Here is a 14,812-nt window from a genome sequence, read left to right as displayed (position 1 = left end):
GAGTATCGAGGTTCTCACATCGATAACTTCGCTTCTGACGGATATTAATCAGTGAAATAGAAGCGAAGGGCGATTTAGTTACGTAATACTGCTGAAATACGTTAATATAGCGCGCTATTATTTTAGCTTTGAGTTCCTGCAATTAATGACTAACACCACTACACCAACCAACTTCTCTGATCTTGGCTTAATCTCTCCTTTGATGGCTCGTTTATCTGAGCTTGAATACCAACAGCCAACGCCTATCCAAGCGCAAGTTATTCCAAGTGTGTTAGCAGGACGCGATTTAATTGCAGGCGCAAATACCGGTTCAGGTAAAACCGCAGCATTTGCACTTCCACTGTTACAAAAGATTCATGAAGATGCCCCTCTGGACCGTCGTTCAGGCAAAGGTAACTTTGTTTCTGGCCTTATCTTGGTTCCTACTCGTGAACTTGCTAAGCAAGTGGCTGACAGCGTTAAATCTTACGCTGTGCATTTCAATGGCGCGATTAAAACGGTTTGTGTGTTTGGTGGTGTATCGGTAAACACTCAAATGCAGGCGCTACGTGGCGGCACTGATATATTGGTGGCAACACCGGGTCGTCTGCTTGACCTTATTTCGAGCAACGCTATCAAACTAGATAAAGTGAAAACGTTAGTGCTTGATGAAGCTGACCGAATGCTAAGCCTAGGTTTTACCGAAGAACTTGATGCAATCTTGAAGCTCTTGCCGAGCAAAAAACAAACCTTGTTGTTCTCTGCAACTTTCCCAGAGCAAGTTAAAACGCTGACTCACGAACTTCTAAGCGATCCAATTGAAGTTCAACTTCAAAGTGCCAATGCGAGCACACTGGTTCAACGTGTATTCGAAGTAGAAAAAGGTTGCAAGACAGCGTTACTCGCACACCTAATTCAACAACATGAATGGCGCCAAGCTCTGATCTTCGTTAATGCGAAGAACAGCTGTGAGCACCTAGCAGACAAGCTTTACAAGCGCGGTATCATCGCAGAAGTATTCCACGGCGATAAAGGGCAAGGTTCACGTACTCGTATCCTAGAAGATTTCAAATCTGGCGAGATTGACGTTCTGATCGCGACAGACATCGCGGCACGTGGTCTGGATATTGAGAAGCTTCCAGTGGTAATCAACTTTGACTTACCGCGTAGCCCGTCAGACTACATGCACCGTATCGGCCGAAGTGGTCGTGCAGGTGAAGTTGGTCTTGCGTTATCTCTGATCGATCACGAAGATTACCACCACTTCAAAATCATCGAGAAGAAGAACAAGATTCGTCTTGAGCGTGAGCAAATTGAAGGCTTTGAAGTGGATGAAGAAGCGACAGCTGAACTGATCGCAGCACTAAAACCTGTTGCGCCACCGGCCGGTACTGGCAAGAAGAAAAAGAAGAAGAAAGCTCCAAAAAACCAAGATGTGTGGCTGAACAACAACTGATCTTGAGTCAGCAAGCCATATAAATCAGCAAGCCATATAAATCAATAAGTAATAGACATTCAAAAGGTGCTTAATTGCGCCTTTTTTGTGTCTGTAGGGCTGGGATTTGAGTCGTTAATAAACGACTGTTGCAGTGTTAAACAACCCGATAAGCCGTTCGAAGGATAGCGTCCTCCATAAGAGATTCGGCGATTTAACGCTTTGCTCATAACCTGTTCGGGTTTTGAGCAATTGGGTAACCGCGTGAAGACCTCGATTAAACAATTAGTGCTGGCCACTTCATTTTTCCTGTTTACCCAACACTCTTCTAGTGCTGCTGAATTTGAGGTTAAAGGGGTTAATAAAACTCTCACCGAAAATGTAGAATTATATTTAGAACCTTTAGCCGATGTTCCTGCATCACAGCTATCGAAAACGAAGCTATCTAAACGTATTCAAGATGCACTCAACCCTTATGGTTATTATCACCCACAGCTCGATATCGACCTCAATGATTCTGATAACGTGATCATTAACATCGATTCTGGTCCTGTCATGCGCATCGCAGAATCGATAGTAAAAATAACAGGTGAAGCTAGCCTAGATGCGGAGTTCATCAATATACTCAATCAAAGCAAGTTAGGCTCAGGTTTAACTTTGTCTCACCAAGAATATGACCAAACTAAGCGTGCGATTTTCTCTTTAGCAAAGCGGAAAGGTTATTTTGACGGCAGGTTTATCGAGTCAAAGATTGAAGTTATTCCTAGCGAGAACATCGCGAATATACACTTGTATTTTGCAAGTGGTCCACGCTACAAGTTCGGTTCTATAAGTATTCCTGATGATGGGGTTGACCCTACTCGTATCGAGAAAATACCCACCTTTAAAAAAGGTGATGACTTTGACACCATCAAGTTAGGTGAACTGCAATCTGATTTGTCAGACACTCAATGGTTTCGAAGTGTCATCGTACATGGTGACTTTGACAAACTTGATGACAACCTAGAAGTTCCAATTGAAATCATTGCCGAGCCAAGTTCTCGAAATATCGTGCAGGTCGGTGGCGGCTATTCTACAGATCTCGGTTTACGCGCCTCTCTCAGTTGGTCAAAGCCTTGGTATAACCGGAGAGGCCACAGCTTTGAAACACAGACATATTTGTCTGAACAGGAGCAATCACTTCAGTTGGGGTACAAAATCCCCACAGAGAAAGTCACAACGGATTACTTTGGTATTCAGTTTGAATCGAAACGAATTGATCATCGAGACACCAATAGCTTTACAAACGATCTTAAGTTCGAACGTTACTGGCAATTAGACAGTGATTGGCAAAGCACCATTTATGTCAAATACTTGCACGAACAGTACCGTCAGGCGTCTGAGGAAGAGCAATCGCAATTACTGTTACCTGGCATCAGTTTTTCTCAGGTTGATCGTAAAAATGATCAGTTGGAGCTCAATCATCGACACATCTATTCTGTCGAGTATTCTGACCCTAGTCTGTTCTCTGACTCAAGGCTGTTGCGGTTGGAAGGAAACAGTGTCCTTTCATGGGATATTAGTGACAGGCAGAAGCTCCATTTCCGCTCCAACGTAGGCATCAACATTGCCAAATCATTATCTGATGTGCCGTCGTCGCTGCGGTATTTTGCTGGTGGCGATGGAAACCTGCGAGGTTATGGTTACGAATCTATCTCCCCTAGAGACGAGAATGGTGAACTAACGGGGGCACGTTATATGTTAACTGCTGGGCTCGAATATCAGCATCAAGTCTATCGTTCAATTTGGTTGGGCGCATTTCTTGATGTGGGTGATGCATTTGATCAACAAGCGGATTGGAAGCGTGGGACGGGCGTGAGTTTGATTTGGAACTCACAGTTAATGCCAGTTAAGCTCGATTTTGCTTACGGCTTAGATGCGCCTGAAGGCGACGAATTTCGTATTCATTTTTCCTTTGGTACTCAATTCTGATTTTTGTACGCTGTTTATGCACTCGTGAGGATGCGAACCATCTAATAGGATTCAAGTAAATCGAAAGAGCGTAATAACCTTTGTGCTTTAGCAAACACAAAGGTAAAAACAATGAAAAAGCTACGATTCGGTGTATTTGGTAATATGGGCCCTGAAGCAGATGCTCTGTTCCAAGATATCGTCGCCAAGAAAGAAATTGAACACGGCGCACTTAAAGACTAAGACCACATGGCCATGATAGTGGTGAAAAACTCAGATATCCCCGATCGATCTGAAGTGATTAACGAAGGCGGTACCGATCCTGTGCCTGAACTGATTGAGTCAGCGTGCATTTTAGAACATGCCAATGTTCAGTTTGGCGTAATGACCTGTAACACCGCTCATTACTTTAGACCTGAGGTTCAAAAGCACACCAACGTTTATATCGTCGACATGCTTCAAACCACCGTTGATCAAATCAAAGAGCAGAACTCTGAATCTGTTGTTGGTATTTTATGTACCAACGGCACATACAATTCGGGAATCTATGATCGTTACCTAACGGACGCGAATCTGGTGTTCGTTAAGCCAGATTCCTTTGAGCAAGAGCATAACGTGCATAGTGCTATCTATGGTGAAGTAACCGGTGAGATGACAGAGTGTGGACAAGCAATCCGAGAAACCAACGGGATCAAAGCGGGCGAGTTTGAGCGTAATGCCGCACTGCTTGCTGTAGCGATTCAATCCATCGTAGAGAAGGGCGTTGATACGGTTATTTGGGGATGCACGGAACTTCCTTTGGTTAGAAAGCAACTTGAAACGGCATTTCCAACAGTCACTTTTATTGATCCTATGGAAGCGGTAGCTGAGCGTGTCGTTGATATTTACCGTCTCGCTGAGCAATATGTGGAGCGTGGACATGTGGATTACAACATTAATGATGTTAATTCGATCTTCACAACGCTTGATATGGTGAACTACGTAGCCCAAAGAGCGATGACCTACCGTCTATAAGCTCAGATACGTGTATTTGAAACATGAAAAAGCCGCGAATTACGCGGCTTTTTTACATTTGGACTGGAGAAAATTAAGATTCGAAGCTGAACACTTAAAGCTCGAACTCGCCATTCATTTTTCGAAATAACCAATCAGGTACCTTGTTCCATGAACTGTAGTTCGGGTTCTTAGTATGGATTTGTTCCTCTGAAGCCCAGATGGTGTCACCTGATTGTTCTCGCGACACAGCCCAGAACAACTCCTCTTTCTGACGTGTTAAGTAGTGTGTCACTTGCTTCGCAAACTCTTCACTGTCAACCAACACCCCAAACTCAACGTTGAGAAAGTCTGATCTTGGATCGAAGTTAGAAGAGCCAATATAGGTGACACGCTCATCTAAAATTACTGTCTTGTTGTGGTAGTAGGTATCAACATGAAAGTAGTGATCATCATTGATCGCTTGGCTTTTGTACTCATAGATACTTACGCCCTTGTCGAGTAGAGTCTCACGGTGTTTTTCGTAATACGCAGGCACAAAGCCCGAATCATTAGAAGCCGATGAATTCGTCAGTAAGGTGACTTCGGCTTCGCTCTCTCTAAGTGCATCGACGAATACAAACTTGTTATCGCTTGGCACCATATAAGGCGTAGAAATAATAACCTTAGAAGGTGTCGGTACTTTTTGCTTCATCAAGTGTTCAATACGTTGGCGAAAGTAGGGCTTGTTGTCATTGAGTTTCTCCAGTGAGTCAAATACCGGCGTGACAGAGGCTGAAATGAACTTCGGTTGGTTTAAGCTCTTTATCTGCCTTTCGACTTCAGACGTGATCAATGCTTGATTCTTTTCACCTTTGTTCAACGCTTTGGTGAACGCTTGGTATTGCTCTTTCTCTTTGATTTTAATGCGTTCTTGAATTGGCACTACATGCTCACTGTTCCACAACGCTTGGTAGTTTCGGTCGAAAGCAGCAATCACGTCGCCTTTAAACAGCACATCCATATCAAAGAAGTTGGCACTTTCGCTGTAGCCAAAGTAGTCATCACCGATGTTGCGCCCACCGAGGATCATCGATTGGTGATCAACGTTAAAGTATTTCTCATGCAGTCGATTATCTAACTGTTTTTGATGAGTAGAGAAGTTGAGCGCACGACCAATCCAGCCAGCTTTACGTGACTCAAAAGGGTTGAACAGTCGAATCTCAATATTGGCGTGTGAGTCCAACTCCGCAAGCCATTTGTCATTGAATACCAACAAGTCATCCAGTGTGAGGCGCACGGCCACATCGCGGTCAGCGGCGTGTTTCAGCTCGTTTAACAGCATCAGCCCTAGAGTGTCGTTTCCCCAAGAGAAGTAAGTCATATCAATCGAGTGTTTTGCTTGGCGAACCAGATCAATGCGGCGCGCAAAGGCTTCAGGCGCACTCGGGATCAAATAGACTTCGGCTTGATGTTCTGTGCTTTGCCAGTTAGCTTCGAAGTCAGGTTCAACATCGGGGTAAGGTTGGGCACATCCTGTGACCAAAGCAATCAACATTATTGTGCATGCTGTTTTTAGTTTGCTAAGTGTCATAACTAACCTGCGTTTAAACATAAAATTTGGATATAGAAACGGCCAGCGAGCTGGCCGTTAAAGTAGGAAGGGTGTTGAATATGTTTAGTTTAGGTACCAGTCCCAAGGCATAAGACCTTGCTCTGCTAGACCCGTTAAGCGACCTTCACGAAGCTTAGGATCAACACCTGGGTTTGTGACATAGTCCCAGTCGAAGGTAGTGCTGTTGTCGCTGAATCCTGCACCATCAATGACAAGCACATTGTCGGTAGCATCGCTGTACTGGTAGCTCTGGAACAATTCATCGCTAAACCAAATACGCGACATTTCGTTCATAAGGGCTTTATCTTTGCTTGATGGATTTACTTCGCTTCCATCAAAACGTACAGCTTTGTTGAACATAAATGGCAGTTCTGAACCGTTACATGCACCGCTGATGCAACCAATCGTTTTGAATAGATCAATGATTGACAGTTGGTCGTATTCGCCCGTTTCTTCATTTAGACCTGTTTTATAGTTCCACATGTTAAAGCTTGGTTTGTGCTCAAAGTGGTATAGCGTTGCTTCTACTCCGCTGTTTGCTGCCATGTGACGAGCTGGACCATTGAACAAGGTGTCATTTAGCAAGGTTTTAAATTGCTTCATGTTGTCAAGAGCGCCACCAAAGCTAGATTCTGAGTTAGGGTAGAAGTCTGTTAGATCTAGAGCAGCTTTTACCTCATCATGACTAGCAAGTTCTATGTCTCCAATAATTGATAAGCAACTTAAGTAACTATCCTCACCATTAGATGCACTTGCTAGGCATATACCAAATGCAATCGAATTTAAAAAATTTACGTCAATGTTGATGTCTGTATCTAAACCAAAAAATAGCTGTGTTACAGACTTATATGCCGTAAGGGAAAGCGTCATGTTTTGGGTCAACTCTTCAGTACTCATCCCCCCAATTTTAGTTTCAAGCATGGCTACGTTATCTTCATCACTCAACCAATCCAACATACTTAATGCAAGTTCTTCTGAGTTTGTATCTTCGTTGATCTCGGGCTTTATATACTCAATTATGGTAGGAACTAAAAAGGTCACATTGAATAACATGCCGAAGCTGTTAGATTCACTAGCGTTATTTCCAAGTACTGTAGACACAGCGAAATCTTTTTTTATAGGTGTTTCAATAGAACTTACACAAATTTCATCAGCGTCTGAGTCTGTCTCTAGCTCTTTACAAAGAATATAGGGAGCAAATGGCATAAGGGTAGACATTGGTGTCTTATCAGAGTTGGAACCCAATTTTATATTTCCTTGTTCGTCTGTATCATTAAACTTGAGTTTGTAATTCAGTGAGAGTGACAGAGAACTAAGTAACCAGTTTTTCAGTTGTTCAATACCATCCAAAGCTGTTTCTTGCGACGCCATGATCTTGTCAAGCGAAGTGTCTGCTGTAAAACCCTTACTGCGATCTTTTGCAACTTCATAGCTTGGATACTCAAACCCATAAGGGTTGCTTTGCATGATTGCACGTTGGAAATATTGACCTGCGATATCATGATCTTGCTGTAAGAAACCAATAGACATAGCACCAGAGCCTTGACCCATAACGGTTACGTTTTGAGCGTTACCACCGAAGTCGGTAATATTATTGTGTACCCACTCCAAGGCACGCTTCTGGTCACCTAGGCCATAGTTGCCATCTTTGTAAGCGCCTTTAACCCATTGAGTACCTAACTGACCAAGACGGTAGTTAAAGCTTACATAGATGAAAGGCTTACCATCGTCGCTTCCTTGAGCAACCACGGTATCACCTTGGATGAGCGGCTCTGCACCAGAACCGTATTCGAAATCACCACCGTGAATGAATACATAAACCGGTAGTTCTGCGTCAGCATCTACGCCTACTGGGCGCCAAATGTTCAGGTTCAAACAGTCTTCAGATTGTGTCTGTGAAACGGTCTTCAATTGAGGACATGCATCACCAAACGAAGTGGCATCAATGTCACTCCCAAGATCAACCATTTCACTGTGCTCAAAACGCTCTGCATCGGCAAATTTAATGCCTTTAAAAGACTCAACTGAAGCCAGTTTGTCGTCTTCGGTATTCGACGTAATAACCAGCTCTTCTTTGGTCGCTTTGATACTTGCGTCGCCGATTTGAGTGGTAAAGGTTTCTGCAGGTGCTGGAATTAAAGGTTCAGGTTTATCAGGGAAAGGAACCGTTGGTTGGCTATCGTCGCCACAGCCTATAAGGGCAGTAGCAATAGACAATGCGATAAGTGAGCGGTATGCAATATTCATATTTAATTTTCCACAATAATATTCGGTATAGTTACGATCAAACGCACTTGTATCGACAATCCTGCAGTTCCATTGGGTATTGCGCTCCATCTATGGAGCATCGACATGGCATATATTTGAGTTGTCATCTTGCTGGACGACTGAGCTTCAGAGGCTCGTATGAAAATATCGCTCTAACGAATCTATATTCACAATAGAGCGATGGTTTGACCGTTAGAATCGATAGCCAAGGTTCAATGTCACAGCCGAACGAGTTTCACCTTTGTTGTACAACACGGTCATGTTGTAATGCTTGCCAATCTGTTTGTTGACTCCGGTTAAAAATGCCCACTGGTTAATGTCGACACCAACGTCGTAATCAAACTCAATATCGTCTGTCTTTACAGTACCTTGCATACGTGAATCTAAACCTTGGTATTCAGCACCAACGAAGAATTGAGCGCGATAATCAACTAATTGGTAGCCCAACATTGGCTGAATCGTGACAATGCCGTCACCCCAATCATCCATCCCTTTCAGACGGGTTTGTGAATAGGTGCCGGTCAGTGATGCAAAGAACTCTTTGTAACCAACAGATAGTGTTGTACCCGCACCGCGTAAGTCATATTCGAGATGCAGTGGTACATTTAAACGCCCACTGTTACACAGTGCTGATACGCCCTCGCATAGTTTGTCACCTAGACCAGGTAGTTTGTTATTGAGTTTATCTTGTAGATATTCTCCCGCAGCGCCGGTGTAAGAGGCATCAACATTCGCGTCAACGTTTACCTTTCCTACATATCCGAATACATTCCAGAACGGCAGAATATTCACATCACCACGTATTGAAAGACTTTCTGCTTTAACCGTTGCAACGCTATCTTCAGGGTCGAACAGGTCATTCAAGCGCACACCGCCAATCACGTAATCGGTCATAGGAAGGTTCATGTCTTGATTGCGATAAGCAACTGAAACACCGAATGGTAATGGCAAATCGATACCTTGACGACGCACCATGTCACCCATTAAAGGGAATACTCGATCTAACTTAACACTCGCTTCTTGCATACGAGGATCTGAAACTTCTTTTAGACGCTCTTCATGCAGGACATTAACGCCGTTGTCGTCTTCATAAATTGCGACGGGTTCAGTTACAGCGCTCATGGTCATCGGTTTCGTTTTAGACGTACCCTCGATGTTAGTTGTCTTACGTTCAATAACGACTTTACCAGAGTCTAACGTTTGGAAATCAATCACTTGGTAATAGGTATCGACTTTTGACTTACCAAGATTAAATGGCTTGTCGTTGGTGATTACCATGCGTTTTGGTGTGCCGCCTACAAGTTCAATATCAACATTCAAGAAACGGAAATAGGCGATGTCTTGTGGTAAGCCGTATTTCGAATAGTTGAAGCTAATGGTCACGTCGCCGTTGTCTTTTTCATTGACTTTCACTGACGATGGATCGAAGCTTTCTGCATAATTTCTTAGTCGATACTCAGTGCGCGTAAACTCTTCAATTTCATCGATCAGTTTTTCGTTTTCATCCAGCTCTTGCGGGTTGTATTTGACGCGCAGGTCGATGTTGCCTTTGCTGTCTGTGTTTTTTATCAGATAGACGCTTGAGTCACGAACCTCATCGCCAATTTGTATGGTTCGATGTGCGTGTTCAACTAGGTGTTCGCCCTGTACGAGCGAACTGATTGCTAGCTTTGGTAAATCATGACTGATGCCATATTTGTCAAATAGTGCTCGACCTTTTTCCATAACTTCGCTGTAAGTATTGGTTTCTGCCGCAGACGCAAAATTGGGGGTGGTAAGTAATAGGGCGCTCGCTAACACAGAAAGAGTATGGGTCTTACAGGCGCTGGTGCGTATTTCAAAAAAACTCATGACGGTTTCCACGCTGAGTGGCCTCAAACCTTCGAGACTCAAACAGTCGATGTAATACTGAACGTCGTGTTCAGTTGTTATGTATTTATCCGTTAGGATTGCTAGTGTGAATGTCGCGACTAAAAATGCATTGCGTCAATCAATGAGAGGATTTTAATAGGAGGTGGCAGATCGCGTTAATCGCTTTTGATGGACGCTATCCTCACTTAGTAATAATTAGCATTAATCAATTGATTTATAATGATTTTCAATAGATAAAAAAACGGCCTGTGAAGTAAAAATACTTGGCAGACCGTTTTGTTGTGAGTTGTTAAGCGCATTTAGTTCTAAGCAGCTACCCTCACTCTAAATAGATCAGTAAACAACTTCGCTATCATCAGAATAATCAAAATGTTTACGAGCATCAAAAGTGGCGTTTCAATTCCATAAACAGGTGTGAGGTTGAGCGCACCAGATGTGAGAACAACTAATAAGTTAATACCCAATATTCGGTGTACCATGAGCTTAGGTGTCGCGAACACTTTCCATATCACCATAATGTTAAGGAAGTAGAATAGTCCCAGCTCCCATAGTTCTGTCATTAATGGCATCACAAAGATGTATTGCAACAGAACCACCGACCCTGTACCCAACACACCATAAAAAGCGTCCTTAATAACGCTTGGTGGCATGGTCGGCACCATAGAAGAGAATACACCGGCTAACATAGGAAATATGAAACCACCTGGAACTGGAAGATAAATCCAAACCAACAGCGATGTGATAAACATCGACACGCCTTGCAGCACTTTGCGCCCATCTTCATTCAAATGTTCAACAAACGTGCGATGTGCATGATGCCAAGACACGTCTTTATGATCACCTATGACATTGAGTTCACCCTCAACAAGAGATTGTTCTGGTGTTAATACATCGAACGTCTTCAAGTTGTGAGTAAGAACTGCCCATTGGATATCTAAGTCTGATTCGCTGTTACTTTGTTTGAGTAATGTATCTTGGATATGTGCCATTTCATCGATACGCAAGCGCCATGTTTGGATGTTCTCTTTAAGGTGGTAGCTTCCGGTCAGTGGCAGATCTAAAAGTTGATACAGCTTATCAATATTCGCGGTGTTGCTTTCAAGTGCGGCAATGTCGATGTTGTCTGTTTTTTCCATCGCAACTAACAACGCTTGTTTACTGGTTTCGAAACGTTGTACAAAGTTGAGTTCAGTATTCACTGGCCACACGATGCGATACACAATAGAGAACACAACAACACCTAATAGTGTTTCTTGAAGTCTAAGTACAGCAAAGTGAAAGGTGGTTTGGTTATCAAACCCGCCCAGACAAGCAACAATCGAACACACGGTAAATCCTATTGAAAAGATGTAGCCGTATTTCTCGTCACTAGACATGAAAATACAAGTGCCCAAGAACACGGTAAGAAATGTTAGAAACAAAAATCGATCTTGTGAAAACATCGCAATGAGGAAAAAGGCATAACCGGTCCCTAACAAGGTTCCCATTAACCGGTTATGGCCTTTGTTTATTGAATGGGCGAAGCTCTCGTTCAATGCCATCACTGCGACGGCTATCGCAGCCCAATACGGTTTTTCCCAACCAAACCACAACGCTAGGCAGATTGCGATAACTATAGAGAGTGCGACTTTAATCGCGTCTTTAGTCGATGCAGTGAACATAAGAATCACCTAGCTATTTTTGATTATTTTGATCGAGGCAGTCATACCAACACGCAGTTGTACGTCTTCTGGTATTTTGTCTAACTTCACTTTGATAGGGATGCGTTGAGCTAGGCGTATCCATTGGAAGTTTGGATTCACGTTTGGCAATAAATCATTACCTGTGCTGCCGTCTTGCTTCGCGATACCAAAACCAATACTTTTGATATGTCCTTCTAGCTGAACATTGTTGTGCATCATTAAGGTCACATAAGCAGTGTCCTGAGCATCGACACCGACTAAATCAGTCTCTTTGAAATAACCTTCAATCCAGAAGCTATCTTCATCAATTAGCGCAACCACAGGTGAATTCGCGACAACTTGAGAGCCAACACGTAGGTTCAGATTGGTGATATAGCCGTTAGTAGGCGCATATACCTTGGTGTACTCAAGGTTGAGATGTGCTTCTTCTACGTTCGCTTTTGCCAGTTCGACATTTGCGGCGCTGGTTTCTACCGCGTTGTTCAAGTTGTTTAGTGTCAGCACGGGCACGGCACCGGGCGTTCTTTTCTCTAAATTCAACGCGCGTTGCTCTTCGTTTTTGGCTTTGGCGAGTAGGGCAAATGCTTGTTTTTGAGTCGCAAGTGCTTTTCTGTAGGTCGCCTTGTAAATACTCGGATCGATCTCAAAAAGAAGATCGCCTTTTTTTACCTTCGAGTTGTCTTCGACATGCACTTCAATGACTTGACCCGTGACTCGAGGTGTAATCGAGACGATATAAGCGCTGACTTGTCCGTCTCTGGTCCATGGGTTACTTGAGTACGACTGGTAATAGCTATAAACCACAGTTCCCGCAGCAGCCAATAATAAAAGTGTGATGAGATAACGTTTGATCACAGTAAGTGCCTCAAAAAATGGTAATAAAATGGCCGATAGCGCCAGTAAAAATCACGATCAAGCTCAGTTCTGCTATTGCAGGAAAGGCGACGTACTTATGAAGGCCAAACCGTGTCGCGATTGACCCTGTTAGCATTGTCAGTATGTAAGCCAGTGCGATAACCAATAACAGCGGTGGGAAGTAGACTTCATCCCACACAAGCTCATGCGGCATGGTATTCATGGTTCTGTTCTCTATTTGTTTGATGAATGCAACGATAACGGAGTTCGATTTATTGTGATAATCGCTTATAGAGGATCGTACCCGTCAAAATCCAACTTTATTCGGTGATTATGCCAACTGCCTCTTTGTTGAGAGCCGTAAGCCAGTAAAACAACGGTAGGTAGGTTGTCGTTCTTGAAGTGGAAACACTTAATTGAAATTGATTTCGAAAATCATCCACTTTTGCCGGTTTAAGATAAATCTATTTAAACCAATCACTTAAGGTGTAAATTGCACTTCAAAAACTATGCGAACAGTTAAAGTGATGATTTGATCCATCAAATGGGATTACATAATAAAACCTTTTGTTCTTAATATTCGCTTCGAAGCAACGAGATGCTTTATTTATTTTGAATAATCCAACAAATATCATTATTAAGTTATTCGTTAGATTATTTACTCCTTATATTTAGTAACAAGAGTAAATTTGTCATGGACATTATTTCTAATCTGTTTGACATGGCACCATTTGTCGCACTATTTATTACACTCTCATTGGGTTATATGGTTGGTAAAATTACTATCGGCCGATTTGTTTTAGGCGGTGTGGCCGGAACATTATTAATGGGCGTAATTATTGGGCAATTTGGTGTTCAGATTGATCCCGGCGTAAAAAGTATTTTCTTTGCGCTCTTTATTTATGCTGTGGGTTATCAAGGCGGCGCACAATTCTTTAAAGCGCTTAACTTTAGAACCATCAACATTCTGTTGTCTGCGGTTGTTATGACGGTTTCAGGCTTATTGTGTGTACTTGCCGCTGCGTGGTTGTTTGACTTAGATAGAGGTACTGCTGCGGGCCTAGCTGCCGGTGGTTTAACTCAGTCTGCGATCATTGGTACTGCAGGCGATGCGATCGCCCGTTTGGGTGGTGTGTCTGAAGAAGCCAAACATCTGATGCAAACTAACGTTGCTGTTGGTTACGCTGTAACATACATCTTTGGTTCATTAGGTCCAATCCTAATGGTGACATGGGTATTCCCAACACTAATGAAATGGGATATCCGCGCTGAAGCAATCAAAATGGCAGAAGCGAACTCAGATGGTAATGCAGAGCTTGGTGCTGGTGAATTCAATGCGATGACAAAACTTGAGACTCGCGCTTTTGAAATCAAAGCAGAGAGCAAACTGAATGGTTTGACACTAGCCCAAATCAATCAAGATTCAATAGACGCATGCATCGAAGTTATCGAGCGTGATGGCAAAGCGATTGAAGCAGACAAATTTACTAAGTTTCAACAAGGCGATGTTCTGGTTATCACAGGTACTCGTAAAGCCATTGGTCAGTTGAAAGGTGACTCTGTTGGCTCTGAAGTTGTGCTTCCAGAAGAGTACGAAGTCATTGAAGAGAACCGTCAGCTTATCGCAGACAACAAACAACTGATTGGCCGTACACTAGGTCAAATCAAATCAGAAGCGAACAAAGGCACTTACCGTGGTGTTTATGTGACTGACTACCTTCGCGAAGGTGTATCAATCCCAGTTCACGCTGACCTTGTTGTTAAGAAAAATGATGTTATTCAATTAACTGGCTCACCAAGCGATATTAATCGTGTTCAAGGTACAATCGGTAAGCCAATGAACTCAGCAACAATGACTGACTTCATTGTACTAGGCATGGGTATGGTATTGGGTCTTTTGATTGGCCTAATCAACTTCAAAATTGCAGGTATTCCGGTCACTATCGGCTCTGGTGCAGGCTGTCTAGTGTCAGGTCTGATTGTTGGTTGGTTACGCAGCCGTAACCCACATGTGGCGCAATTCCCAGAATCAGCAGCAAGCTTTATTCGCGACTTCGGTCTAGCAGCATTCGTGGGTATCGTTGGTCTTGAGGCTGGCCCTCAAGCGGTAGACACCATCAAAGAACACGGTATGAGCCTACTATTCTTGGGTGTTGCGGTAACCATCATTCCACAGATTATTTC

Annotated in this window: 10 protein-coding genes; 4 read left to right on the top strand and 6 right to left on the bottom strand. The window is 43.2% G+C overall.

Annotated features, from left to right (window positions below; genetic code table 11):
* Positions 1-145 precede the first annotated feature (145 nt).
* From AB4167_RS09790 to AB4167_RS09780, 3 genes are all read left to right on the top strand, one after another.
* Positions 146-1,435, top strand: coding sequence for a DEAD/DEAH box helicase (locus AB4167_RS09790; protein WP_372136465.1), 1,290 nt, complete (start codon positions 146-148; stop codon positions 1,433-1,435).
* A 231-nt stretch (positions 1,436-1,666) separates the two neighbouring features.
* Positions 1,667-3,385 (top strand): autotransporter assembly complex family protein, encoded by a 1,719-nt coding sequence (locus AB4167_RS09785; protein ID WP_029235239.1) that lies wholly within the window; start codon positions 1,667-1,669, stop codon positions 3,383-3,385.
* A gap of 228 nt (positions 3,386-3,613) precedes the next feature.
* Positions 3,614-4,378 carry an aspartate/glutamate racemase family protein gene (locus tag AB4167_RS09780; RefSeq protein WP_017070494.1) on the top strand — a complete coding sequence of 255 codons (765 nt, stop codon included), beginning with the start codon at positions 3,614-3,616 and terminating at the stop codon, positions 4,376-4,378.
* A gap of 94 nt (positions 4,379-4,472) precedes the next feature.
* On the opposite strand, the gene AB4167_RS09775 is transcribed toward AB4167_RS09780, so the two are convergent.
* The 6 genes from AB4167_RS09775 to AB4167_RS09750 all read right to left on the bottom strand — a co-directional run bounded on the left by AB4167_RS09775 (position 4,473) and on the right by AB4167_RS09750 (position 12,851).
* Positions 4,473-5,930 (bottom strand): phospholipase D family protein, encoded by a 1,458-nt coding sequence (locus AB4167_RS09775; RefSeq protein ID WP_372136464.1) that lies wholly within the window; start codon positions 5,928-5,930, stop codon positions 4,473-4,475.
* Between the two features lie 84 nt (positions 5,931-6,014).
* Positions 6,015-8,198, bottom strand: a complete 2,184-nt coding sequence (locus AB4167_RS09770) for a carboxylesterase family protein (protein WP_372136463.1) — start codon at positions 8,196-8,198, stop codon at positions 6,015-6,017.
* 213 nt (positions 8,199-8,411) lie between these two features.
* Positions 8,412-10,070: a hypothetical protein gene (locus AB4167_RS09765; protein WP_104216369.1), complete on the bottom strand. Its 1,659-nt coding sequence runs from the start codon at positions 10,068-10,070 to the stop codon at positions 8,412-8,414.
* 326 nt (positions 10,071-10,396) lie between these two features.
* Positions 10,397-11,752 carry an FUSC family protein gene (locus AB4167_RS09760; protein ID WP_102319722.1) on the bottom strand — a complete coding sequence of 452 codons (1,356 nt, stop codon included), beginning with the start codon at positions 11,750-11,752 and terminating at the stop codon, positions 10,397-10,399.
* Between the two features lie 9 nt (positions 11,753-11,761).
* Complete coding sequence (locus AB4167_RS09755) at positions 11,762-12,628, bottom strand: HlyD family secretion protein (protein WP_017059803.1); 867 nt, start codon at positions 12,626-12,628, stop codon at positions 11,762-11,764.
* Between the two features lie 10 nt (positions 12,629-12,638).
* Positions 12,639-12,851: a DUF1656 domain-containing protein gene (locus tag AB4167_RS09750; RefSeq protein ID WP_017059802.1), complete on the bottom strand. Its 213-nt coding sequence runs from the start codon at positions 12,849-12,851 to the stop codon at positions 12,639-12,641.
* Between the two features lie 471 nt (positions 12,852-13,322).
* Here AB4167_RS09750 and aspT point away from each other — a divergent pair.
* Positions 13,323-14,812: aspartate-alanine antiporter (aspT, locus tag AB4167_RS09745; protein ID WP_372130171.1), on the top strand; the 1,490-nt coding region annotated here is incomplete at its 3' end.

Origin of the sequence: Vibrio sp. 10N.286.49.E11, from assembly GCF_041469505.1 — a bacterium.
Lineage (GTDB): Bacteria > Pseudomonadota > Gammaproteobacteria > Enterobacterales > Vibrionaceae > Vibrio > Vibrio crassostreae_C.
Note: the sequence above shows the minus strand (reverse complement) of the source record. Positions and strands in the feature narration are given on the sequence as shown.

Excerpts from the sequence above, each read along its gene's own strand:
- AB4167_RS09790 (WP_372136465.1), top strand. The coding sequence starts at position 146 with ATGACTAACACCACTACACCAACCAACTTCTCTGATCTTGGCTTAATC.
- AB4167_RS09780 (WP_017070494.1), top strand. The coding sequence starts at position 3,614 with ATGGCCATGATAGTGGTGAAAAACTCAGATATCCCCGATCGATCTGAA.
- AB4167_RS09775 (WP_372136464.1), bottom strand. The coding sequence starts at position 5,930 with ATGACACTTAGCAAACTAAAAACAGCATGCACAATAATGTTGATTGCT.
- AB4167_RS09770 (WP_372136463.1), bottom strand. The coding sequence starts at position 8,198 with ATGAATATTGCATACCGCTCACTTATCGCATTGTCTATTGCTACTGCC.
- AB4167_RS09765 (WP_104216369.1), bottom strand. The coding sequence starts at position 10,070 with ATGAGTTTTTTTGAAATACGCACCAGCGCCTGTAAGACCCATACTCTT.
- AB4167_RS09760 (WP_102319722.1), bottom strand. The coding sequence starts at position 11,752 with ATGTTCACTGCATCGACTAAAGACGCGATTAAAGTCGCACTCTCTATA.
- AB4167_RS09750 (WP_017059802.1), bottom strand. The coding sequence starts at position 12,851 with ATGAATACCATGCCGCATGAGCTTGTGTGGGATGAAGTCTACTTCCCA.